We start from the raw sequence: 24324 nt of genomic DNA, 5'->3' as shown, positions 1-24324 counted from the left end.
ACTCGGGTGCTGAGGCACCGTGCCGCGTCCAATGCGGCAAAAGGGAGAAGCAACATGAAGAAGTCGACGTTCAATACCCTGCTTGTCGGTGGCGGTTTTCTGCTTGGCACGGCCGGCATCAAGCTGCTTACCAGCGCTCCGGTCAAGAATGCCTGCGTGCAGGGTATCGCGTGTGGCATGCGCATCAAGAACGGCTACCAGGACATGGTCGAGCAGGCCAAGGCTAATGTCGACGACATGGTTGCCGAGGCTGCTTACATCACCCAGAGCGAGGCCGCTGCTGACGAGGCAGCCGAGTAACGCTCCCAGGCACAAACTATGAGATTCTCGATTATTAGCGAGATCCCCGGCAGGACCCGTCTTCAATTGGCGGGTCCTGTGCCAGAGAGCGATCTCGATGCACTTCTTAAGCTTGGCGGCGACATCGACGGCGTGCACAAGGTGCGCGTCTACGGCCGCATCGGCCAGATGGCACTCGAATACGACGAGTCGCGCCGCGATGCCGTGCTGGCCGCCGTCGGTGCGCTCGACGCTCAGGCCATTGCCGACGCAAAGACAGGCTACGTGATGCAGCTTGAGCCACGCAAGCACAAGCTCGTCATGGATCTTGCCACACTTATCGGTGCCCATTACGCACGTCGCTGGTTCTTGCCGACGCCTCTGCGTGCGGTGTTTGTCGTGGCCGGTTACATGGCATTTTTGCGCGCTGCCCTTCATGAGCTCGCGCAGCCGCGCCTGACCGTTCCCGTGCTCGACGCTTCGGCCATCGGCATTTCGTTCGTCAAGCGTGATGTCGACACCGCGGGCCAGACGATGTTCCTGCTCAACGTGGGCGAGCTGCTCGAGGACTACACCCGCGCCATGAGCGAAAACGAGCTCATCAACTCGCTGCTCGATGTGCCCGACAAGGCGCAAAAGGTCGTCGGCGACACCGAGGTAAGCGTTGCCGCCACCGAGCTCGAGCACGGCGACTTGGTCGCCGTGCGCACCGGCATGTCCATCTGCATCGACGGTGTTGTCGAGCAGGGGAGCGCTATGGTCAACCAGGCGACCCTGACCGGCGAGCCGCTGGCCGTCGAGCGCAGCGTGGGCGACGACGTGTTCGCCGGTACCGTCGTGGAAGACGGCGGCATCTTGGTGCGCGTGCGCGCCAATACGGCGCAAACCAAACTGCGCTCAATCGTCTCGCTCGTGCAGACGGCCGACTCGCTCAAGTCCGAGGGCCAGTCGCATATGGAGGACCTTGCCAACAAGATCGTCCCGTGGAACTTCCTGCTCGCGGGCCTGGTTGCGCTTACTACCCGCAGCCTCATCAAGACCTCGGCGGCACTGATGGTCGACTACTCGTGCGCACTCAAGCTCACGGGTTCCGTTGCCGTCATGACCGCTATGAGCGATGCTGCCAAGATGGGCGTCATGGTCAAGGGCGCGAAGTACTTTGAGTCGTTTGCCAAGGCCGACACCATTGTGTTTGACAAGACCGGCACGCTTACCGAGGCGCAGCCGCGTCTTGCCTGCGTGCTCACCACCGATGGCTGGAGCGAGGACGAGGTCCTGCGCCTTTCCGCTTGCTTGGAGGAGCATTTTCCGCATCCGGTGGCGCGTGCCGTGGTCAATGCGGCACGCGAGCGTGGGCTCGAGCACCGCGAGCGCCATGCTGCTGTCGAATACATCGTGGCGCACGGCATCGCTTCGTCCATTGAAGGGCGTCGCGCGATTATCGGCTCGGCACACTTTGTGTTTGAGGACGAGGGCGCGCAGCTCGATTCCGACATTAAGGAGCGCATTGAGTCTCAGATGCAGGGCCTGTCACCGCTGTATCTGGCGGTCGATGGCAAGGTCGTCGGCGTGCTCGGCATCGAGGATCCGCTCAAGCCCGGGGTCCGCGAGGCAATCGCCGACCTGCATGCGCTGGGCGTCAAGCATGTCGTTATGCTCACGGGCGACTCCGAGCGCACGGCCGAGCGCATTGCGCGAGAGGCGGGTGTCGACGAGTTTAAGGCCGAACTGCTGCCCGAGGACAAGTACGCCTATGTGGAGCGCATTAAGAGCGAGGGGCGCCATGTTGCCATGGTGGGCGACGGCGTCAACGATTCGCCGGCGCTCGGTTTGGCCGACGTGGGCTTGGCGATGGGTGGCGGAAGCGACATCGCCAAGGAGGTCGCCGATATCATCCTGACCGATACGGATCTTGCCGCAATCGTGCGCCTGCGCCGCATGAGTCAGGGCCTCATTGATCGTCTGACGAGCTCCTACTCTAAGGTGATGCTCACCAACTCGGCGCTGTTGGCATTGGGTATTACCGGCATGATCACTCCGCAGACGTCGTCACTGCTGCACAACGGCTCAACGATCGCCTACAGCCTGGGCAACGCAAAGGCGTACCTGCGTTAGCAGACGTGTTCGCCCACGTTATCTGGCCTGCGCCCAGACGGCATCGGTGTCGTCCGAGCGCAGGCCTTTTGCGTTTGACCATGTGCTAGCTTCTCTATATAGTGTTGCTAGCAGGGCTAGCAATTGAAGGGAGCGGGATCGGCGTGGGTGCTGTTAGCGGCATGGCGCAGGTGAACGTTCGCGTAGATCGCCAGGTCAAGAACCGTGCCGAGGAGGTGCTGCGGCTTTCGGGTGGGTCACTGCCCGAGCTCATCAAAAAGGTGGTGGCTAAGGTCGCGCAGGGTGGCGGGCAGTGCGAGGAAGTGCTTGCGGCCGTCGACGACCGGCAGCAGACCGTCGCGCCCGATGCACCGTTCGCCGCATCATGGGCGGTGGCGGATCAGCTTTACGCGGATCTGGGCATCGCTACGTCGCCCGTATCCGACGATCGCGATTGGGACACAATCTATTCCGAAGCCATGGACGAGCGCTATCGCCAAAAGGGGATGATCCTGTGAGCAGGGCTTCCCTCAAAATAATGGTGGATGCCAACGTATGGGTTGATTCGTTTTGCGTCGACCATGCCGAGTCGCTTGCCGCGCGTGCGTTTATTGGGCGGGCGACGGAATCGGGCGCAACGTTGCTCTTTCCGGTACATATCGCCAAGGACGTGCTGTACGTTGTCCAGCACGAACTGAAGCGTAGCGTTCTTGCCAGCGGGGGAGCGCTCGACGAGGCTTCTGCCCGCGCGATTGGCGATGCGGCGCTGGCGTTTGTTCGGAATATGACCGAAAACGCCACGGCCGTGGGTGCAGATGCGTCGGACCTTTGGCTGGCCGACAAATACGTAGCGCTCCATCGCGATTACGAGGACAACTTGGTGCTCGCCGCGTGCAAGCGCGCGCAGGTCGATTACTTGGTGACCAACGATCGCAAGCTGCTCGAACATGCCGATCTTGCAGCAAAGACCCCGCGCCAAATGATGCCGATTCTGGCTTTGGCCGAACGCGGCCGCGCGGCTATCGGTTGACGCAAACTGTTTGCGGGCCTCTTGGACGACGATGCGCCAAGGGGCCCGCGTCTGCTATTTACAAAAGCTCGGCCTTAATGGCGGGACTTTCTGCGAGCTGCTCGGCTGCCTTTTCGTCGGAGCTATCGAGTGCTGCCAGGCTTCGGTAGACCCACTCGTTGACCTGGGTGTTCTTGACGCCTGCGGTCTGCATAAGGGCGCCTACCTCGCGGATTGCTGCGAACAGATCGGCCTTGGGGCCCGCGAGCTCGACCTCGATACCGTGGTAGGCAGCCACGCCGCGGTTCTCACTCACGTGGTCGATAAAGCCCTCGACGGTCTCAAGCTGCTGAGTGAGAGCTGCATCATCGTCAGCGTCCAGCGCGACGAGTGCGTTCGATACCGTGAGGGCGGGATGTCCGCAGGGGACAAAGCCCTCGATGACATCCATAGCTTCGGTAATGGTTGCGCCTAGGCCTGCGAGGGCATTGACGAGTTGCTGCTTGGTATCCATAACGGTCCTTTCGACGGGTCAATTTTGCTTGGCGAAAATATACGTGACGCGATCGGTAGCAAAAGTGCGAAGTGTGGCGCACATTGGGGTCTTCACAGCTCGTGCATAGAACAGCTGTCCGCTTTCAGAACGTGGTAAGATAACACTCCACAAGCGGGGCTTGCCCCGCATGTTCCTTGAAAAGTCGACGGTTATCGGGTGTTTGCAGGCCCGATACCATCCAGACTTTCCCGACATTCGGGGGCGACTGGTTTCGACACGATAGCTCTGAGAGAGGAAGCAAGCCGAGGTCTCCTCGCCTCGTTAAACAGGGGTACCGTCAAATTGAATTGACAACAACTCTTCTTTTGAGCCTATGGCTCTCGCTGCTTAGTTTATAGCGGCGCGTCAACCCGGTGATTTCCCCGACACCGGCGCGACGTCATGTTAGGGGAATGCTCCTGCGCACGTAATCGGTATGGCGCAGGCTAAGACCGAACCGGTTAGGACACCGCGAGCGTGTCGCTGCGCGCAAAGCGTCCGAGACTAAACCAGCGACTGAGCTTGGAGATGCCAATCAGGGGGCTTTCGTGGACCGGAGTTCGATTCTCCGCGCCTCCACCATAAGTAACAGGCAGGTAGATACTCATATCTACCTGCCTTTTTATTTCTTGTCCGCACCGCGGAGAATCGAACTCTGTGCAGGGCGCGGGCGTAAAGAAAACGCGTAAGCGTTTTTAGCCCGCGGGCGAGGACGCCGGCAGGTGGCCGAAGCCGGTGCGGATTTGCGAAGCAAATACGCGGATTCTCCGCGCAAAGCCCCAGCCAAAACAGATGTGCTGCCGACGGCATTTCTGCTGGCTGTGCCCCGCGCCGACAGATCCCCTTCATCCGCGGAGAATCGAACTCTGTTTAGGGCGCGGACGTTAAGCAAACGCTACGGCAACGCAGGGTGGGACACGCTTTCCTAACGGCGGCCCAGGCGGAAAATCCATCCCGGAATTCCGGCTCAGACTGGGGTGCAGTTTCCGGATGACGCCTCAAGCGGAAACTGCATCCCGGAATCTTCATCCGGAATGGGATGCAATTTCCAAATGAATGGCTAGCGGAAAGTATATCCCGGAATCCGCGCTCAGAACGGGTCGCGCTTTCCCAACGGCGGTCCAAGCGGAAAGCGCATCCCGTAATCCCGCCTCAAACTGGGACGCACTTTCCGCTGCACCTGCCGCCTCGAAAAACCTGCGCGCCCTCCATTCCAAAACTGGGTAGAAGAAAGCCAAAACGCAATCGCAGGAGGTCAATATGACTGCAGAAGATAAGGCAAAGAACGCCGGCAAGGTCGCGCTCGTCTTGGAGGGTGGCAGTTTTCGTGGGCAGTTTACCGCCGGCGTGCTCGACGTTCTCATGGAGGCCGGTGTCGAAATTCCGGCGGTATATGGCGTATCGGCCGGTGCGCTCAACGGCGTCAACTACAAGTCACACCAGATCGGTCGCGTCAATCGCATCAACCTGACCTTCTGCAATGACAACCGCTACATGGGTGCCGCATCCTTCGCATCCACGGGCTCCATCGTGGGTTACGACTTTATCTTCAACGATATCCAGGACCGCCTGGATCCCTTTGACAACGAGGCGTTCGACGCGAGCCCCATCGAGATGTACGCCGTCGCGACGGACATGCTGTTTGGAACCGCTGCCTACCTGCCGGTCAAAAGCGCCGTGCTCGACCTCGATGCTGTGCGCGCCTCCACCTCGCTGCCGCTGGTGACGCCGCCGGTCGAGATCGACGGGCACAAATACGTCGACGGCGGCGTGGCCGATTCGGTTCCTATCGAGCATGTGCTCGAGGAGGCGGGCTTCGACCGTGCGGTCGTCATCGTCACCCAGGACCGCTCGTACGAGAAAAAGCCCTACGAGTTTATGCCTGCCGCGCGCGCCCGCTATGCCGACTACCCCTACCTGCTCGAGGCTATCGAGACGCGCCACGACCGCTATAACCTCCAGCGCATGCACCTGTGGAAGTATGAGCGCGAGGGCCGCGCGCTGGTCATCGCTCCGCAAAAGCCGGTCGAGGTCGGCCATGTCGAGCACGATCCGGCAAAGCTTTTGGACCTGTATATCCAGGGCCGTCAGGAGGCAAAGCGCCTGCTCGCGGAAATCCAAGAGTTCGTTGAGCGCTAGCGACGGCGAACCCTCAAAAAATGACAACAGCTAAAGAGTTGGAAAAATCACGGCTCGTGGATGACATGTGCAGAAACTCTGGTCGGAGCCAAAATACCTGTTGACTCGTACGGCGAGCGGGGTAATATGGACGGGTTACTTGCAGAGCCCCGTGAATCTCTGTAACAACACGTACTGTACATGGAGGAGTCTAAGTGATTTCGAAATCGACTCACTACGCCAAGCAGGGCGAGGTCCAGCGCAACTGGGTTCTCGTCGACGCCGATGGTGCTGTCCTGGGCCGTCTTGCCACCCAGATCGCAATGATCCTGCGCGGTAAGAACAAGCCCCAGTTCACGCCCAACAGCGACTGCGGCGACTTCGTTGTCGTCATCAACGCCGATAAGGTCCAGCTTACCGGTAACAAGGCCGACACGAAGACCTATTATCGCCACAGCGGCTACAACGGCGGCCTCAAGGCTGAGAGCTTCCGCCAGGCTATGGAGAAGCACCCGGAGAAGGTCATCGAGCGCGCCGTTCGCGGTATGCTGCCCAAGACCACCCTCGGCCGTGCCCAGATGACCAAGCTTAAGGTCTACGCTGGTGCCGAGCATCCGCATGCTGCCCAGAACCCCACGAAGATTGAGCTGGAGGCTTAAAGATGGCTGAGAACACCGTTGTCTACCAGGGTACCGGCCGTCGTAAGAACGCCGTCGCCCGCGTCCGTCTCGTCCCCGGCACCGGCAAGGTGACCATCAACAAGCGTGACGCCGAGCAGTATTTCGGCCGTCATCAGCTCGTTGAGAACGCCCTTGCTCCCTTCAAGGTGACCGACACCGCCGGTCAGTTCGACGTTATCGCTCTGTGCGATGGCGGCGGCATCTCCGGTCAGTCCGGCGCTCTGCGTCTGGGCATCGCTCGCGCTCTTCTGAACGCTGGCGACTACCGTGCTGACCTCAAGAAGGCCGGTTTCCTTACGCGCGATGCTCGCGTGGTCGAGCGCAAGAAGTACGGCCTCAAGAAGGCCCGCCGCGCTCCCCAGTTCTCCAAGCGCTAAGGTTTTATCTCCTTTCGAGATACAATGTACAAGCGGGGCCTGCCGATTCCTCGGCGGGTCCCGCTTTTCTTTTTCGACTAGGGCGGGCGGTTGTATATCGCCTGCTAGGGAAGGAGCGATCCTATGCCCCAGAACATCTTCGGTACCGACGGCGTCCGTGGCGTCGCCAATGCCGACCTCTCGTGCGACCTCGCGTTTCGCCTGGGCCGCGCGGCGACCAAGTTCCTTGGCCCGGACATCTGCATCGGCCGCGACACGCGCCTTTCGGGTACCATGCTCGAGAGTGCTCTGACCGCTGGCATTATGGCAGAGGGCGGCCGTCCGCATTGCTGCGGCGTTATCCCTACGCCGGCCGTGGCGCTGCTCACCGTCCAAAACGAGCTCGACGGCGGCATCGTCATCTCCGCTTCGCATAATCCGCCGGAGTTCAACGGCATCAAGTTCTTTAGCCGCAAGGGCATGAAGCTTCCCGATGCTGTCGAGGAAGAGATCAGCGCCTGGGTCATGTCCGAGGAGGCCATGGCTGCCGACACGCTGCCGACCGGCGCCTGTGTGGGTCACATCATCAAGATGAAAGACGCCCGCAAGGCCTATGTCGATCATGCCATCAGCACGCTCGACGGCCTTAAGCTCGATGGCCTGGTTGTTGCCGTCGACTGCGGTCACGGTGCTTCCTGCCAGACCACGCCCGCTGCGCTGCAGCGCCTGGGCGCCACGGTCCATGCCATCAACACCGATTACTGCGGCACCGACATTAACGTTGAGTGCGGCTCCACTCACCTTGAGCCCCTGCGCGAGCTCGTGCTGCGCACCCACGCCGATATCGGCCTGGCCCACGACGGCGACGCCGACCGCGTGCTGTTCGTCGACGGCGAGGGCAATGAGATCGACGGTGACTACATCCTGGCTATCTGCGGTTCTGACCTCGCCGCCCGCGGCAAGCTCGCCAACTCCGAGATCGTCTCGACCGTCATGTGCAACCTTGGCTTCTCCATCGCTATGAAGGAGCAGGGCTTCGAGATGGTTCAGACCGCCGTGGGTGACCGCTACGTTTTGGAGCGCATGCTCGCGGATGGCGCCGTCATCGGCGGCGAACAGTCCGGCCACATCATCTTCCTGGAGCACAACACCACCGGTGACGGCCTGGTGACGGCTCTGCAGCTGCTGGCCGTGCTCAAGCGCACCGGTCGTACCCTCACCGATCTTGCCGGCATCATGAAGAAGTACCCGCAGGTACTCGTCAACGTGCATTCCGACAACAAGGCCGGCCTGGACGATTGCCAGCCCATTTGGGACGCCGTCGCTGCCGCCGAGAAGGAGCTTGACGGCCGCGGCCGCATTCTGGTGCGCCCGAGCGGTACCGAGCCGCTGGTCCGTGTTATGGCCGAGGCGGAGACGCACGAGCTCACTCAGCGTGTTGTCGACGACATCGTCGAGGTTGTCAAGCGCGAACTTCCCTAATGGTCAAAAACGGGTGCCAAGTGGTAAACTGTTAAAGCTATTTTGATTGATTGGTATGTCCGAGGGGGAGCATGTTCACTAAAGTCCTAAGGTCTTTTGGTATGCGTGGACGAGTTCTTACGCTGGATGCTCCCATCTCGGGCGACGTCATTCCGTTGTCCGAGGTCAATGACCAGACATTTGCCACCGGCCTTTTGGGCCAGGGCGTGGCGATTCAGCCTACCGGCACGCGTGTGATTGCGCCGGCAGACGCCAAGGTCGAGGCCATTTTTCCCACGGGTCACGCCGTTGCGCTCAACACGGTCGATGGCCTAGACGTGCTCATCCACGTTGGCTTGGACACTGTTCAGCTTGAGGGCAAGCATTTTAGCGTGCATGCACAGGTGGGCGATGTCGTCCATAAGGGTGACGTGCTCATCGAGTTCGATCGCGAGGCAATTGCTGCCGAGGGCTACGATGTGACGGTTCCCATCTTGGTGTGCAACTCCGTTGAGTTCTCGAGTATCAAGGGCTCCGTTGGTGCGCATGTCGAAGAGATGGACCAGCTCATCGTTGCTCGCGAGCGCTAGTAAGTGCACGTGGCCATTAGCCTACAATTCAAACACGTTTATGGAGGGCGCCCTTGAAAGAGGGCGCCCTCCGTGGCAAGATGGGATTTGTCCGAAGCTAAACGGCTTTGGGTCACCGTGGACGGGCAGGGGCCTCGACGCGGCTAGACACGAGACACATACATTACGCGACCTCGCCCTGGTGGCCGCACACGTTGGTTGCGGCCGACGCGGGCCGCGGGCAAGTGCTTGTAAGGGGAGCCTTGCCTCTCTTGTACGAGAAAGGACGCGTAATGAAGATCATTAAAGCTAAAGACTACGAGGATATGAGCCGCAAGGCCGCCAATATCATCTCGGCGCAGGTTATCCTCAAGCCCGATTGCGTGCTGGGTCTTGCCACCGGCTCCACCCCGATCGGTGCCTACAAGCAGCTCGCTGCTTGGTACGAGAAGGGCGACGTCGACTTTGCCGAGGTCAGCACTTACAACCTGGACGAGTATCGCGGCCTTTCGCACGACGATCCCCAGAGCTATCACTACTTCATGCGTGAGAACTTCTTCGATCACATCAACATCGACCTGAACAACACGCATGTGCCCGACGGTTCCAACCCCGACGCCGCCGCTGCCTGCTCTGAGTACGACAAGATCGTCGCCGCCGCCGGTTACCCGGATCTGCAGCTGCTCGGCATTGGCAACAACGGCCACATTGGTTTCAACGAGCCCGATGACCACTTCTCCAAGGGCACGCACTGCGTCGACCTCACCGAGAGCACCATTCAGGCCAACAGCCGCCTGTTCGACAGCATCGACGATGTTCCCCGTCAGGCCTACACCATGGGTACCCAGACCATCATGTATGCCCGCATGATCCTAGTCGTCGCCAACGGCGAGGCCAAGGCTCAGGCCGTGCATGACATGTGCTATGGTCCGGTTACGCCCGCGTGCCCGGCTTCGATCCTGCAGCTGCACACCAACTGCGTTGTCGTTGCCGACGAGGCCGCCCTTTCGCTCTGCGAGTAGCGCGAATCCTGCATCTCGACATAGCCTTGCCTAAGGCCTCCGCTTTGCGGGGGCCTTTTTGTTATCCCTCTCCGCCCGCTTGACCAAAATCTTGCCGCAAGCTTGACGAATGCCGGATGCCCAACAGCTTGATTCATTCCATACCAGATTCTATGCAAAAATGCCACTAAAAGGTCGTAGACGGTAGCGGGTGCTAGGCGAGTTGAATGACATAGCTGAACCTTGTTCATTTGCGTTACACTGCCGCTTAGATGGGACAAGCTGACAAGCTCATTTACCTGCTTAAAGACCGATTAGTCGGGGGATTAATAACAATCGGCCCTCGCTGTACAAAAACTTGCCGCTTGCGTACCAAAAGACAACCTAGAACACAAGGTCGCTCTATTCATAGCGCGGCTTGTATGGTCTTGCGGTTACAGTGTCCATACGGTCGAGTTGAGGAGCGGGCATGGTAAACGATTTGGGCAGTATGGACGACCTCGAGCTGATGCCGCTGGGCGGTGGCTATATGGTGCGACGCGAACGCTTGATGAATGAGCTTCTCGCCAAGGGCCGAAAGGCCGGCATCGTGGTTCTTTATGCGCCCGACGGGTTTGGGAAGACCTCGGTGCTGCTGCAGTACACCCATGAGGTTAAATGCGACCCGACGCGAGGCCCCGTGCGGATTATCGAGGCCGATCGCGCCACTGGGCGCGAGGTGTTTATGCAGCTCGAGGTGGTTACCGAAGAACTCAAAGACAAACCGCACTCCCTTATCGCGATTGATAATGTGCCAAACCTCGATCAGCACGATACCGAAGACCTCATCGACAGGATTCGCGGCCTGCGCGCTATGGGGGTGGGGGTCTTTATCTCCTGCCGTCCTTCAAATCGTCAACTGATTCATGGGCTGGGCGATTCGGTTAAGATCAATGCGCAGATGCTCAAGGTGCATGCCTATGAGTATTCGGCGTGGGCATCGGCGTTTTCGATCAGCACATCGCTCGACTTTTATCAGCTCACGCAGGGCGTGCCCGAGCTCGTTTCGGCATTGCAGACGGGTCTGTATGGCCAAGGCGACGTAGCCGGTCTGCTCGAAAACGAGATTGTCAACGTATATGGCGCGGCACTTGTCGACCTGGCTTCGCTCGACAATAATGCACTGTTTTGCGTGGCATGTCTCATGATTTTGATGGGCGAGGGCAATATCGCAGAACTCGAGGCTTGCGGGGTGAGGCTATCGATGGTCGACCAGTCCTACTTCGTACGCGACTACCCGATCTTTGGCTTGGACCCCGCCGAGCGGAGTTTTACGTGTCTGGGCACGGAGGATAACGGACGCTTGCGCTTGCGTAAGTTGGTGGCCGAGGTTCGCCCCGAACTTGTTCCGAGGGCGGCCCGGATTTTGCTTAAGGCGGGCCGATGCGATGCGGCGATGGGCCTGGCGGACGCCTTTTTGGACCGTGATGCGGTCCTTGAACTTGCTGGGCAGTATGGGGTCGATCTGGCTCTGACGGGGCACGGGGCCGATATCTGCCGAGCAGCGCTGGGCACGATCGATGCCGAGGATCCGGCTCCAGAGCCAACGCCTGCCGAGGCGCTTGGCGTATATCTGGCAGCGGTCAGCGTGTCCAATACAAAGCTCGTTCGCTATATGGCATCGGTCATCGAGCGCGGGGGCGAACGGGCGGCCTGCGAAATAGACCCTGTTTCATGGAGGGTGGCCCAGACACTGACGGCTGTTTGCTATGGGGACAACGGGCTTGGGCTTCCTACGAACCTGGCCGTGCCAGAAATAGAGACGTCCCACACCGCACTCGACATGCTGTCCGCGCATATCGAGGTCAAGCGATGCCTGACCGAACGGGGAGATGACGGCGGCGTTCTACAGCAGCTCAAAACGAGCAAGGCCTACGACTGTGAGCTCGACATCGCGGGGATTGTTATACGGGCCGATAGCATGCTGGTGGAGCTCTTTGACGGGTCGTTTGCGGGAACCGACGAGCGCGACGACGAGATGACGGTGGTGCGGGAGGCGCTCGACGTACGTGGGCTTAAGGCGATGGCTATCTGGGTGCGCATGGTGCTGGCGGCACGGCGGCTCCTTTCCGGCCTGCCGGTAACCGACGACGCGGCGTTCAACGAGCTCGATCGTTTTGCCGTGCGCATGCGCGATAACCAGATTCAGCTGTTTGGCCTGTTGCTAGAAGGCTGGCAGTCGCTGGCAGAGGGACGGCCGGTTAATGCAAAGTTCCGTGCGGTCCAAGTGCTCAAACTTGCCGAAGAGTCGATTGCGTACATGCGCGATAACGCATTGCTGCTGGAGCGCGCGGCGTATCTGCGTAACACCTCGATGGTTTCGGTACGTGAGGAAGCGGAGTTGCTCGATATAAGCCAGACGCAGGTTGGTGGAGCGGAGGCCTGGATGGTGGCGCTGCATTTGGCCTGTGCGGGGCGAGATAGCGATCTTGCGGCCTGGATGTCCATGAATCGTGCGGGGATTCTAGAGCCATCGTATCGGCTCTTTGCGCGCCTTGCCATGCATTGTCTGGGCGAGCCGGCGACCAGGATTCGCAAGAAGCTTCCCGTGCGCGAGCTGTCGCGGTACTCGCTGCGCGACGATTTGGAAGGGGAGGGCGAGCGCCTGTTCCAGGCCGGCGAGGTTGAAGCCGTTGATACCATCGACCATATCGAGATTCGCATGTTTGGCGCGTTTCGCGCCGAGCGCGACGGGTTTCCCATCACAGACAAAATGTGGCGCCGCAAGAAGGCGGCGACACTTGCCGAGCGGCTTGCACTGGGCATGGATGCGCTCGTCGATCGTGAGACGCTGGCCATGGAGCTGTGGCCCCATGCCGAGTTCAATAGCGCCCGCAACAACCTGTACTCGACGATATCGCGCTTGCGGTCGGCTTTGGGACCGACGCCGGATGGCAAGTCGTGTGTGCTCATCCAAAATGAATGCATCGGACTCAACGGCGACTACGTCAAGACCGATGTACGGCTGTTTGACCAGATAAGCCGCGAGGTTTTGGGAAATCGCACGGGCGCACGCGGGCCCCATTTAGTTGAGCTGTGCCTTAAGATTGAGCAGCTTTATGCCGGACCGCTGTATGTTCCCAATGGCTGTAACCCCACCTACTTTTTGCGTATGCGACGCATTATGCAGTCAAAGTACATCGATTGCATGATTAAGGGAGCAAATGCCGCTCTAGAAGAAAACGATCTGCAGTCGGCGATTTGGCTGGCGGAGTCGGGGCTTCGACAGGAAACGGCGCGTGAGGATATGGTGCGCTGCGCCATGCGCGTCTACAGTGCGGCGGGGCGGCGGCGCGATATCGTCGAGCTGTACAGCGGGCATATGCACCATCTGAGGGAGCAGGTCAATGGCGTGCCCGAGCCCGAGACGCGGCGTCTATACGAGCGCTTGGTGGAGGGGCGGCTCAATCGCGTGCTGGTCGAGCGATAAAAAACGGGCGCCCGAAGTACTTGGGCACCCGAAAGCTTGCTATGTGTTGGCTCGCAGAATCATTGGCTCTTAGACGAGCTTGATCTTCTCGATGTCCTTGCGCGAGGACTCGCGATACAGCGAGAACTTGCGGCCGATGACCTGGACGACCTCGGCGTGGCAACGCTCGGAGAGCTCTTCGGCGGCCTCGCGGGCGGAAAGACTGGAGCCATCGAGCACGGAGCACTTAACGAGCTCATGCTTCTCCAGGTAGGCGACCGTCTGCTCGACGGTGCCCTCGTTGACATCGGACTTACCGATGATGATGGCGGGGTTGAGGTGATGGGCCATGCTGCGAAGCTGCTTGACCTGGGCTCCTGTCAGTGCCATGGGTTCTCGCTTTCTATGTATGGGGTGCCCCGCGACGGGGCCTTAATCTACGTGAGCTGTCCCACGATAGCGCAGGAACGGCGCGGTGTGGAGCGCGTTTGCCCAGTTCGCAAAGAATGCGGATGCCGAGGTGATGGGCAGCTCGGGCTGTGAACGGGCTACGAGCGGGATTCAGAGACCGGTTCCCATGCAATAAACGCCCAGCGAACCTTACGGATATGGTCGAGCATATAGCGCCCCTGCGGCACGCCCTTGGACCCTGGCTCGCCGGCATGGGGATTTTCAATCATATGCTGAGCGACGTAGACGCGCAGACGGTCGATCTTATCCTCGTTACCGTGCTCGAGCATGCGGGAGAAGTCCGCCACGCCCGCCTCAAGGCTATCGAAGGTATCGCGACGAGGCGATTCAAAGTACGTAACCTGCGGCAGGGCACCCATCTGAATGAGGATATTAAAAGCATACACAAAGCCATTACTGCAGGTAACCGAGGCGCCGATAGCGTTCATCAAGTGCAGATCATAGCGCGGGCTGGAGTTGGCGACCATCGTGACAGCACAACGCCGACGAGCCGTTCGATCAAGCTTGGCAAGCGCATCTTTTAGATTGGTCGTCGTAACCGACCGACTGGCAAAGGCAACATCCACCGCTTTCGCGACCGGTCCAACCAAATCCCAATCATCATCCCAAGCAAGCTCAAGCGGCGTAATGCGATCCTCGAGCCCATAGTACTCAATGCCAGCATCAAGCGTGCCCAACATGGCAGGGGAAAAGTCAGCAGCAATCACAGGATGCCCAGCCTGAGCAAGCGGAATGGCAATCGACCCAGCCCCACACCCCATATCAAGCACCGATTCACCAGGCTTTAACGCCAACAGCTTCATAAAGTCCCGGGCATACGGAGCAGTCTCAAGCGGCCGAAAATGCCGAGCCCGCTTATCCCACTCAAAAGAGTCATCAGCCCGCCGCCGACCAGCCTGCAGGCGCATCCATTCCTGGTTCCAATCTGTGGAAAGCAGCTCAGAGCGAGCATCCCCATCAACCACGGGCCAACCTCCTAGCAACAAAAAAGCGACTCCTCCCAAAAGAAGAGCCGCAACCAGCATATATCAGAAAGAACCGATCCAACGCCAAACCGCCGTATCAACCATGTGGTGCAGGAGCGAAGCAACTGCAACCGGGATAGAACCCAACCGAGGTCCCGTTGTGCGGGAGCCCCGGGGAGGGCAAATATATAAGGTCGATCGCGAGTTCCGCACGAGCCGGAGAGCACTTAATGTGCTCTCCGTGCGAGTCAGGACTGTCCGAGCAGGCGACCTTATATATTTGCCCTCCCCGGGGCTCCTCGCCCGAACCCCTCAGCTAGTTCTTCAGCGAGTTCAGCGGTGCCGGGAAGCGTCCACCACGGTGGGCGAGCACGGTGCCGGCGTTGGGGTTCACCGGCATGATGGGTGCACGGCCGAACAGGCCGCCGTACTCGACGCAGTCACCCACGCCCTTGCCGATGGCGGGAATCACGCGGACGGCCGTGGTCTTGTTGTTGATGACGCCGATGGCCATCTCGTCGGCGATGATGCCGGCGATGGTCTCGACCGGGGTGTCGCCGGGGATGGCGATCATGTCCAGGCCGACGGAGCACACGCAGGTCATGGCCTCGAGCTTCTCGAGCGAAAGCGCACCGGCTTCGACGGCGGCGATCATGCCGGCGTCCTCGGACACGGGGATGAAAGCGCCGGAGAGACCGCCCACGCTGGAGCTGGCCATGACGCCGCCCTTCTTGACGGCATCGTTGAGCATGGCGAGCGCGCAGGTCGTGCCGGGGCCACCGCAGGTGCCCACGCCGATGATCTCGAGGATGCGCGCGACGGAGTCGCCGATGGCGGGCGTGGGGGCCAGCGACAGGTCGACAATGCCCTTCTCGACTCCCAGGCGATGGGCGGCCTCGCGGCTCATGAGCTCGCCGGCGCGGGTGATCTTAAAGGCGGTCTGCTTAATCTTTTCGGCGACTTCCATCATCGAGGCGGAATCGGGCAGCGTCTCCAGGGCTGCGGCCATAACACCGGGGCCCGAGACGCCTACGTTGATGACGGCGTCGGCCTCGCCACCGCCGTGGACGGCGCCCGCCATAAACGGGGAGTCCTCGACCATGTTGGCAAAGCAGACAAACTTGGAAGCGCCGACGGAATCCTGGTCGGCCGTGAGTCTAGCGGCATCGATGATGGTCTGGGCCGCCATAAGCACGGCGTCCATGTTGATGCCAGCGCGCAGGCTAGCAACATTGACGCTGGAGCAGACGCGGCTGGTGGTAGCGAGCGCCTGGGGGATGGACTGGATAACGCGGCGATCGGCGTCGCCGATGCCCTTCTGGACGAGTGCGGAGAAGCCGCCCAGGTAGTCGATGCCGAGCGTCTCGGCCGCGCGGTCGAGGGCGTGCGCGATAGGGGTGAGGTCCTCATCCTTGCAGCAAGCGGCGATCTGCGCCACCGGGGTAACGGAGACGCGCTTGTTGACGATGGGGATACCGTACTCGCGCTCGAGGTTCTCGGCGGTCTCGACCAGATGCTCAGCCGTGTGCGTCACGTGGTCGTAGATCTTCGTGCACATGCGGTCGAGGTTCTCGTCACCGCAACCCATGAGCGAAACACCCATGGTGATGGTCCTGATGTCGAGGTTCTGCTCCTCAACCATGCCGCGGGTTTCCGCGATTTCTGCGGGCGTGATCGCCATCCTTGCGCTCCTATCTGCCAAAACGAGCATAGTCTTTTCTATTCTAACGTGCCGCACGTGCCAAGTGGCGCATGCGGCACGTTTTGGTGCTCGGTTGTTTCCGTTGTGTTACTGCCCAAAGACCTCTTCGGCGATGCGCGCGCTTTCGGCGGCATCCTTGGCGTAGTAGTCCGCGCCGATCTGCTTGGCGTATTCGGGGGTGAGCACGGCGCCGCCTACGATGATCTTGACGCCCGGCACCTCGGCATGGAGCAACTTGATGGTCTCCTCCATGGCGACGACGGTGGTGGTCATAAGCGCCGAGAGGCCGACGAGCTTGATGTCACGCTCCCGCACGGTCTTGAGCACCTCTTGCGGGTCGACGTCGCGGCCTAGGTCAAAGACGGTATAGCCGTAGTTATCGAGCAGCATCTTGACGATGTTCTTACCGATGTCGTGGATGTCGCCCTTGACGGTGGCCACGCAGATCTTGCCCTTGTCGGCGATCTCGCCGGCGGGCATCAGGCGCTTGATGGTGTCGAAGCCCACGCGTGCGGCTTCGGCCGAGGCCATAAGCTGCGGCAAGAAGAACTTGCCCTGGTCAAAGAGGACGCCAACCTCGTCGAGGGCGGGGATAAAGTGATTGTTGATGAGGTCCATGGCGTCGTGGTCTGCCAGCAGACGCTCGGTCTCGGCAGCGATCTCGCCTTTGCGGCCCGAGACGACCATGCGACGAATCGGGTCGTCGTTGCCGTCGGTGCCGTCGGTGCCGGCAGCGGGCACGGTGTCGGTCGATGCGGCCTGAGCTGCTGCCGGGTTGGCGGCGATCTTATACGGATCGGTCCAGCCGGCATAGCGCTCGATGTATCCGGTCGAGCCCTCGTCCTCAACGCTCAGGACGCGATAGCTGTAGACGGTATCCATAAAGCGCTTGGAGCCCGGGTTCATGATGGGGGCGTCCAGACCCGCGCCAAAAGCGGCGGCCAAAAAGACCGAACCCAGCAGCGGGCGAGCGGGCAGGCCAAAGCTGATGTTCGACACGCCGAGCGCGCATTTGACGCCCAGGCGCTCCTTGCACAGGGACATGGCGCGCAGGATCTGCTCGGCCTGGCGTTGATTGGTCGAGGCGGTCATGACCAGGCAGTCGATGAGGATGCGGTCCGGGCCAATGCCGTAGCGGGCGGCCTCGGCCACGATGCGCTCGGCGATGGCGAAGCGGGCCTCGGCGGTATCGGGGATGCCGCCTTCGTCGAGCGTAAGGCCGACGACGTTGGTGCCGTAGTGGGCAACCAACGGAAAGATCTCATCCATGATCTGCTGCTTGCCGTTAACCGAGTTGATGATGGGCTTGCCGGCGTATCGGCGCACGGCGGCCTCGACGGCAGCGGGGTCGGTGGAGTCGATCTGCAGCGGCAGGAGCGTGGAGCCTTGGAGCTGTTCGGTTGCCTGCTGGATGATCTTGACCTCGTCGATCTCGGGCAGGCCCACGTTGACGTCCAGGATGTCGGCGCCCTGTTCCTGCTGGCTGATGCCCTGGCTTACGACGTAGTCCAGGTCGCCGTCGCGTAGGGCCTGCTGCAGGCGCTTTTTGCCGGTGGGGTTGATGCGCTCGCCGATGACAGCGATCTTGTGGCCGTCGCAGGGAAGGTCCACGACCGTTTGGGCGCTCGTGACCGACATGCTGGGCTTGCGGTGGCGCGGGCTGGACGTGTGGTTGTCGATAAGCGTGCGCAAGGCCGCCATGTGCGCCGGCGTGGTGCCGCAGCAACCGCCCACGACGCTCACGCCGTCGGCGATCATGCCGGCGACGGCCTTGGCGTATTCGGGAGCCTGGATATCAAAGACGGTGTTGCCGTCGTCGTCCACGCGGGGCAGTCCTGCGTTGGCCTGCACCATGATGGGCTTGTCGGTAACGGTGAGCATGCGTGCGGCGAGCCCTCGGAGCTCGGCCGGTCCCTGGCTGCAGTTGATGCCCAGAACGTCGGCGTCGATAGCGTCGAGCGTGATGGCGGCGACCTCGGGGCTCGTTCCCAGGAAGGTACGGCCGTCTTCCTCGAAGGTCATGGTGGCAAAGACGGGCAGGTCGGAGTTCTCGCGGCAGGCGAGGACGGCTGCCTTGATCTCGGCCAGGTCGGTCATAGTCTCGATAATAAAGAGGTCCACGCCCGCATCGACGCCGGCACGCACTTCCTCGGCAAAGAGGTCGTAGGCCTCGTCGAAGCTGAGGGTGCCCAGGGGGCGAAGCAGCGCACCGATGGGGCCGATGTCGCCGGCGACGTAATGGGCACCGGCCGCGCGGGCGCAAGAGACCGCGGCGGCAAAGACATCTGCCACGGTGGCGGCGCCATCGAGCTTGTGCGCGTTGGCGCCAAAGGTGTTGGCGGTGATCACGTCACAGCCTGCCTCGACATATTGACGTTGGATATCGGTGATGACCTGGGGCTCCTCAAAGTTGAGCAGCTCGGGCAGGGCGCCCGCCTTCATGCCAGCGGCCTGCAACATGGTGCCCATGCCGCCGTCAAACAGCAGGTGCCCGGTGCCCTTGATGGCGGCGCGCAGACGATCGTCCTTAATGCGAAGGTCGTCGATCGTGCGCGTCTTGTACACAGCGCCGTTGCAGCGCGCAGTATTGACAGGTGCCGCCAGTGCAGTACCGTCAGAATCATGAGTGATAAGCGGAGTAGACATCGATGGCTCCTAATGGCTGGAATAGCAGGTGGTGTGGGCGGCATGGAAGCGGCAGTGCTCACGCATGCGGCAGATATTGCAGGTGGGGCGGCTCTGGGCGTCGTGGACCTCGCCGTCAAACAGACCGATCACCGCGGTCACGCTCTTGGTGGGCATGAGCAGGCTGGTGGGGGTAACGGTAAGCCCGATGAGCCGTGTGGCGTTGAGCGCAGCCACGATTGAGCGCTGGGCCGAGAGCGGGCAGTCGCCATAGCCGGGACTAAAGCGCCAGTTACCGGCGAGCCCGTGTGCAGCGGCCGCAGCCTTGACCTGCTGGTCCATCTGCTCGACGGCGGCTTCTACATAGGCAGAGCATGCGGCGTCGAGCACGGCTCCCTCCAGGGGCTGCTGGGCTCCCGTGGTACGCAGGCGGCGCTCGGCGTCCATGCCGAGGGTGCATGCCATGAGCGCGGCAAAGCGGGCGTCTTTGAGATGTCGATAGATGTCGCGACCGCGCAGCTCAACGTTGGTGCCAACCAGACGGATGCAAGGCTCTCCCTGCTCGTCCACGCCCGTGGCATCGACGGTAAACACGCGCCGCACGCCGCGGGGCTCAATGTCCAGCTCAAGGCGCTCGACCACAAGCTCAATACGTCGTGACAGCTCGGGCTCAATCTGCTGGCCGCCGTAACCCAGATACCGCAGCATCTCGGCACGGTCGACACGGGGATGGTGCGCAGCATCGACACGGTAAAGCGCCGGCGACGCAAGGTCGGCCGGCACTTCGACAGCGGTTGTATCGATGTGCGGTTTTTCCATTACCCCAGGCGCTCCATAATGGTCGCGGCGATCGCAGGACGATTCATAGTGTACAGGTGCAGACCGGCGGCACCGTGCTCCTTGAGGTCGCAAAGCTGACGGGCGGCATAATCTACACCGGCTGCCTGCAGGCTCTCGGGGTCGTTCTCGTACTTGGCGAGAATCTTGATGACGGGGGAGGGCAGTGACGCGCCGCACATAAAGACCATGCGGCTGATCTGCGACTTGCCCATAAACGGCATGATGCCCGCGGTAATGGGCACGGTGATGCCGGCCTTGTCGGCAAGCTCGCGAAAACGATAGAAGCACTCGTTATCAAAAAAGAGCTGCGTCACAAAGAAGCTCGCGCTGGCGTCCTGTTTTTGCTTGAGGTGTTCGACCGAGAGGTTGAGATCCTCGCAGGCAATGTGGCCCTCGGGGTAGGCTGCGGCACCCACGCAAAAGCCGGCGTCGACGAGCTCGGGGATGAGGTCGCGGGCGTAGGCGTAGTCGGAGGCGGGCTTGTCGTCCTCGGTCGCGCCGGCAGGGAGATCGCCGCGCAGGGCCAGGATGTTTTCCACGCCGGCGGTGCGGTACTCATCGATCTTGGCGGCGATATCGGCGTGCGAACGGCCCACGCAGGTAAGGTGTGCCACCGAGGGTGTATCGAATTCGCTCGTAATCATATGCGCAATGGGGGCGGTGGTGGCACCGTTGCCCGAGCCGCCGGCCGAGCAAGTAACCGAGACAAAGCTCGGCGAAAGCTTGCACAGGTTGCCCGCCACCTCGCGGGCCGTGTCGAGGGTAAGCTCGCCCTTGGGCGGGAACATCTCAAACGAAACGGGTGCGGTGCCCTGGGATGCTGCCTGCTTAAAAACCTCGTCGACGCGCATATCGTGCTCCTCTAGATACGTAATAGTGTGATGTGTTGTAAGGATTCTACAGCACCACTGTGTCACGGTGGAGTTTCACTCGCTATTTGGGGATACCAATCAAAGATGCCTTGCTATCGGCATTCCCTATAACATGGCGGTCAATCTAAGATGGGGCAGTAAAGACTGGTATCTGATGCGAAATACCAGTTAATAGAGCCCCATCCCAAATTGACTACCCTTAAACCATGGGGAGAGGTCTGCAATTTATACAGTTGATTGGCTGTTGAGGGCGGCAACGCCGCCGCGATGCGGTAACCTCATTGATTGGTTTCGTGACAGCAACATAACGGTAATGTTGCGGAAACACGACGAGCCTAATCTATGACTCGTTCGTTAGTAATCAACACCGCTTCTCACGCGGTGCCGATACGAAGGGAGTTCCGTATGGCCGAACTTACTGACCGCTTCGGGACCATGGTGTTCTCTGAGGAAGTCATGAAGGACTACCTCCCCAAGGACATTTGGAAGCGCCTTGCTGCAACCCTCGAGGACGGTGAGCCGCTTGACCTGGATGTGGCCAACGCCGTTGCCCACGCCATGAAGGTCTGGGCCATCTCCAAGGGCGCGACGCACTACGCGCACTGGTTCCAGCCGCTTTCGGGCATTACTTCCGAGAAGCACGACAGCTTCCTCGAGCCCAACCACGACGGCACCGCCATTACCAAGTTTACGGGCAAGAACCTCATCCAGGGCGAGCCGGACGCCTCCAGCTTCCCCAACGGCGGCCTGCGTGCCACCTTCGAGGCCCGTGGCTACACCGCTTGGGATCCCACCAGCCCCGCATTCATTAAGGACGATGTCCTGTGCATCCCCACGGCTTTTTGCTCCTACACGGGCGAGGCCCTGGACAAGAAGACCCCGCTGCTGCGCTCCATGACCGCACTCTCGCGTGAGTCCAAGCGCGTTTTGGCGCTGTTTGGTAAGACCCCCAAGAAGGTCGTTCCTTCCGTGGGCGATGAGCAGGAGTACTTCCTGATCAAGAAGGACGCTTACCGCAAGCGCAGGGACCTGGTCATCACCGGGCGCACCCTCTTTGGTGCTGCTCCCTGCAAGGGCCAGGAGCTCGAGGAACACTACTTTGGCGCTATCCGCCCCACCGTCTCGTCCTATATGAAGGACCTGGACGATGAACTGTGGGCGCTTGGCATTCCTGCCAAGACCAAGCACAACGAGGTCGCTCCCTGCCAGCATGAGCTCGCCCCTGTCTACGGCGAGGTCAACGAGGCCATCGACCAGAATCTGGTCATGATGGAGAAGATGAAGCTCATCGCCTCCCGTCACGACTTGGTCTGCCTGCTGCACGAGAAGCCCTTTGAGGGCATCAACGGTTCGGGCAAGCACAACAACTGGTCGCTTGGCACCGAGTCCGAGAACCTGCTCGACCCGGGCGACACCCCGCTCGACAACCTGCAGTTCATCGTCTTCCTCACCGCGGTGATCGAGGCCGTCGATAACTATCAGGAGCTCCTGCGTGCCTCCGTTGCCTCGGCCGGCAACGATCATCGTCTGGGCGCCAACGAGGCTCCTCCGGCGATTATGTCCATCTTCCTGGGCGACCAGCTTACCGAGGTTGTCGAGAAGATCATCGATGGCAAGGCTTCCGTCCATGCCACGCGCGGCGTGCTTGACTTGGGCGCCGATACCCTGCCCAAACTGATGCAGGACAACACCGACCGCAACCGCACCTCCCCGTTCGCCTTCACCGGCAACAAGTTCGAGTTCCGTGCCTGCGGCTCCGAGCAAAACGTTTCCGACTCCAACCTGGTGCTCGATGCCGCCGTTGCCAAGTCGCTCAAGTCCTTCGCCGATGCGCTCGAGGGTACGCCCGAGGATAAGTTCCAGGACGCCGCGCTCGAGTACTGCAAGAAGGTGCTGACCGATCACCAGCGCATCCTGTTCTCCGGCGACGGTTACTCCGACGAGTGGCCCATCGAGGCCGAGAAGCGCGGCCTTGCCAACAACAAGACCACGGCCGACGCTCTTCCCGCCTTTGTTTCCGATAAGGCCATTGCGCTCTTTGAGGAGACGGGCGTCCTGACCAGGGCCGAGGCCCAGTGCCGCTATGACTGCAAGCTCGAGAAGTACAACAAGCTCATGAACATCGAGGCCACCACGATGGTTCGCGAGGCGCGTCGTACCTATCGCCCGGTCATTACCGCCTATGCCACCAAGGTCGCTAAGGGCCTTGAGACTATTCGTGCCGCCGGTGCTGAGGCTGCCATGCAGTGCGAGCAGAACACGCTCAACAAGCTCTGCAACGGTATCACCGCCATCAACGACTCCATCAAGGCGCTCGACGCCGTGCATCAGAAGGCCGAGGCTCTCGATGGCCAGGAGCAGGCCAACGTGTACGCGCACGAGGTCGTTCCCGCTATGGATACGCTGCGTGCTGCCGTGGACGCCATGGAGGAGATCGTGGCCGCCGACTACTGGCCGGTTCCGACCTACGACGACATCCTGTTCTACGTGTAGAGCGTAACTGACATATCGTCACGGTATTGAGCCGGGGTCCGCATCGCGCGGGCCCCGGCTATTTGTTTGCGAAGGACGCTTTGGATCCCGCTTTGCAACTGATTCGCCCACACAATAAGGGGTCGTGGGGAAAAAACGTCAAATATGAGTACTGTCACAAGCCCTGTAGCATTATCTTTTTGCAAAATATGCAGTGTTACGCAACATATGTCCAAGTACTTAGCTGATAAATGCCTGCAATTCCTCCGCCGTAGGACGCCTTGTGTCCAAATCGCCTTCTGATGGCATGAAATCGCTGTTACTAAATTGGTAACAGTACTCATATTTGCTATTTTTTGTCCACGGGCCCTTGGATGACAGTGTGATTTTATGCCTTCGGGGTTCGAATCCCGGCGTATGGGTAGGAAAAAGCCCGCTACCGAATTGGTAACGGGCTTCACAGATTCTGTGGTGCCCCCAGCGGGATGTCCGCGTGCGGCTGGCGCCGCCCGCTTTCGCTGCGTCGCTCCGCTCCTTGCGTGCTGCGCTGGAAAACGCTTGCGCGTTTCCTCAGCTCCGCACCCTGTCGGGTTCGAATCCCGGCGTTGGAGAAGAAAAAAGCCCGTCACCACAAGGGTAACGGGCTTTGCATTTCAAATGGTGCCCCCAGCGGGATTCGAACCCGCGATATCCACCTTGAAAGGGTGGCGTCCTTGGCCGCTAGACGATGGGGACAGCGGGAAAGAGTATAGCAGACTTTTTTGCCGGCGCGTATATCGTTGGCAAACTGGAAAACCACCACAAAGGTACCTGTCCCCTTTGTGGTG

Annotated in this window: 19 protein-coding genes, 1 tRNA gene and 1 other RNA gene; 13 read left to right on the top strand and 8 right to left on the bottom strand. The window is 60.6% G+C overall.

Annotated elements, in window-relative coordinates:
* The first annotated feature begins 54 nt into the window (after positions 1 to 54).
* The 4 genes from DXD48_RS00970 (at position 55) to DXD48_RS00960 (ending at position 3403) form a co-directional block, all read left to right on the top strand.
* The gene (locus DXD48_RS00970) at positions 55 to 300 is read left to right on the top strand and encodes a DUF6110 family protein (protein ID WP_055250999.1); all 246 of its coding nucleotides are present in this window, start codon (positions 55 to 57) and stop codon (positions 298 to 300) included.
* A gap of 78 nt (positions 301 to 378) precedes the next feature.
* Positions 379 to 2394: a heavy metal translocating P-type ATPase gene (locus DXD48_RS00965; RefSeq protein ID WP_233509121.1), complete on the top strand. Its 2016-nt coding sequence runs from the start codon at positions 379 to 381 to the stop codon at positions 2392 to 2394.
* 143 nt (positions 2395 to 2537) lie between these two features.
* Positions 2538 to 2891 (top strand): hypothetical protein, encoded by a 354-nt coding sequence (locus DXD48_RS10060; RefSeq protein WP_055251003.1) that lies wholly within the window; start codon positions 2538 to 2540, stop codon positions 2889 to 2891.
* Entirely contained in the window at positions 2888 to 3403 is a 516-nt protein-coding gene (locus tag DXD48_RS00960; RefSeq protein ID WP_158548894.1) for a PIN domain-containing protein, read from the top strand. Before DXD48_RS10060 ends, DXD48_RS00960 begins: the two co-directional genes overlap by 4 nt.
* A 58-nt stretch (positions 3404 to 3461) precedes the next feature.
* On the opposite strand, the gene DXD48_RS00955 is transcribed toward DXD48_RS00960, so the two are convergent.
* Positions 3462 to 3896 (bottom strand): hypothetical protein, encoded by a 435-nt coding sequence (locus DXD48_RS00955; protein ID WP_117563622.1) that lies wholly within the window; start codon positions 3894 to 3896, stop codon positions 3462 to 3464.
* Positions 3897 to 4135: 239 nt separating this feature from the next.
* On the opposite strand from DXD48_RS00955, the gene ssrA reads away from it, so the two are divergent.
* From ssrA to DXD48_RS00915, 8 genes are all read left to right on the top strand, one after another.
* Positions 4136 to 4499: a transfer-messenger RNA gene (gene ssrA / locus DXD48_RS00950) on the top strand.
* 678 nt (positions 4500 to 5177) lie between these two features.
* Positions 5178 to 6056: a patatin family protein gene (locus DXD48_RS00945; RefSeq protein ID WP_055251009.1), complete on the top strand. Its 879-nt coding sequence runs from the start codon at positions 5178 to 5180 to the stop codon at positions 6054 to 6056.
* A 194-nt stretch (positions 6057 to 6250) separates the two neighbouring features.
* Positions 6251 to 6694 (top strand): 50S ribosomal protein L13, encoded by a 444-nt coding sequence (gene rplM / locus DXD48_RS00940; RefSeq protein WP_022094635.1) that lies wholly within the window; start codon positions 6251 to 6253, stop codon positions 6692 to 6694.
* Positions 6695 to 6696: 2 nt separating this feature from the next.
* Positions 6697 to 7092 carry a 30S ribosomal protein S9 gene (gene rpsI, locus DXD48_RS00935; RefSeq protein WP_022094634.1) on the top strand — a complete coding sequence of 132 codons (396 nt, stop codon included), beginning with the start codon at positions 6697 to 6699 and terminating at the stop codon, positions 7090 to 7092.
* 123 nt (positions 7093 to 7215) lie between these two features.
* Positions 7216 to 8553, top strand: a complete 1338-nt coding sequence (glmM, locus tag DXD48_RS00930; RefSeq protein ID WP_117563621.1) for a phosphoglucosamine mutase — start codon at positions 7216 to 7218, stop codon at positions 8551 to 8553.
* A 101-nt stretch (positions 8554 to 8654) separates the two neighbouring features.
* Complete coding sequence (locus DXD48_RS00925; protein WP_316242586.1) at positions 8655 to 9122, top strand: PTS glucose transporter subunit IIA; 468 nt, start codon at positions 8655 to 8657, stop codon at positions 9120 to 9122.
* A gap of 272 nt (positions 9123 to 9394) precedes the next feature.
* Entirely contained in the window at positions 9395 to 10123 is a 729-nt protein-coding gene (nagB, locus tag DXD48_RS00920) for a glucosamine-6-phosphate deaminase (RefSeq protein WP_055251013.1), read from the top strand.
* A 448-nt stretch (positions 10124 to 10571) separates the two neighbouring features.
* Positions 10572 to 13571, top strand: a complete 3000-nt coding sequence (locus tag DXD48_RS00915) for a BTAD domain-containing putative transcriptional regulator (protein ID WP_117563619.1) — start codon at positions 10572 to 10574, stop codon at positions 13569 to 13571.
* Positions 13572 to 13640: 69 nt separating this feature from the next.
* Here the strand turns inward: DXD48_RS00915 and DXD48_RS00910 are convergent, their stop codons facing one another.
* The 6 genes from DXD48_RS00910 to DXD48_RS00885 form a co-directional block, all read right to left on the bottom strand.
* Positions 13641 to 13940: a YhbY family RNA-binding protein gene (locus DXD48_RS00910; protein WP_117563618.1), complete on the bottom strand. Its 300-nt coding sequence runs from the start codon at positions 13938 to 13940 to the stop codon at positions 13641 to 13643.
* A 158-nt stretch (positions 13941 to 14098) separates the two neighbouring features.
* Complete coding sequence (locus DXD48_RS00905; RefSeq protein ID WP_233509122.1) at positions 14099 to 14986, bottom strand: methyltransferase domain-containing protein; 888 nt, start codon at positions 14984 to 14986, stop codon at positions 14099 to 14101.
* 316 nt (positions 14987 to 15302) lie between these two features.
* Positions 15303 to 16667, bottom strand: coding sequence for a PFL family protein (locus tag DXD48_RS00900; protein ID WP_117563617.1), 1365 nt, complete (start codon positions 16665 to 16667; stop codon positions 15303 to 15305).
* Between the two features lie 108 nt (positions 16668 to 16775).
* Positions 16776 to 19334, bottom strand: coding sequence for a homocysteine S-methyltransferase family protein (locus DXD48_RS00895; protein WP_199407863.1), 2559 nt, complete (start codon positions 19332 to 19334; stop codon positions 16776 to 16778).
* 9 nt (positions 19335 to 19343) lie between these two features.
* Positions 19344 to 20132: a hypothetical protein gene (locus tag DXD48_RS00890; RefSeq protein WP_117563616.1), complete on the bottom strand. Its 789-nt coding sequence runs from the start codon at positions 20130 to 20132 to the stop codon at positions 19344 to 19346.
* Complete coding sequence (locus DXD48_RS00885; RefSeq protein WP_117563615.1) at positions 20132 to 21004, bottom strand: methylenetetrahydrofolate reductase; 873 nt, start codon at positions 21002 to 21004, stop codon at positions 20132 to 20134. The genes DXD48_RS00890 and DXD48_RS00885 overlap by 1 nt, the downstream gene beginning before the upstream one ends.
* A 426-nt stretch (positions 21005 to 21430) precedes the next feature.
* Between DXD48_RS00885 and DXD48_RS00880 the strand changes: the two genes are divergently transcribed.
* Positions 21431 to 23518: a glutamine synthetase III gene (locus tag DXD48_RS00880; RefSeq protein ID WP_117563614.1), complete on the top strand. Its 2088-nt coding sequence runs from the start codon at positions 21431 to 21433 to the stop codon at positions 23516 to 23518.
* 637 nt (positions 23519 to 24155) lie between these two features.
* Here the strand turns inward: DXD48_RS00880 and DXD48_RS00875 are convergent.
* A tRNA-Glu gene (locus DXD48_RS00875) sits at positions 24156 to 24232 on the bottom strand.
* Between the last annotated feature and the right edge of the window lie 92 nt (positions 24233 to 24324).

The organism is Collinsella sp. TM05-37 (genome assembly GCF_003436455.1).
In the GTDB taxonomy this organism is placed as follows: Bacteria; Actinomycetota; Coriobacteriia; order Coriobacteriales; family Coriobacteriaceae; genus Collinsella.
The sequence above is the reverse complement of the archived record's forward strand: the minus strand, read 5'-3'. Positions and strand labels throughout refer to the sequence as shown.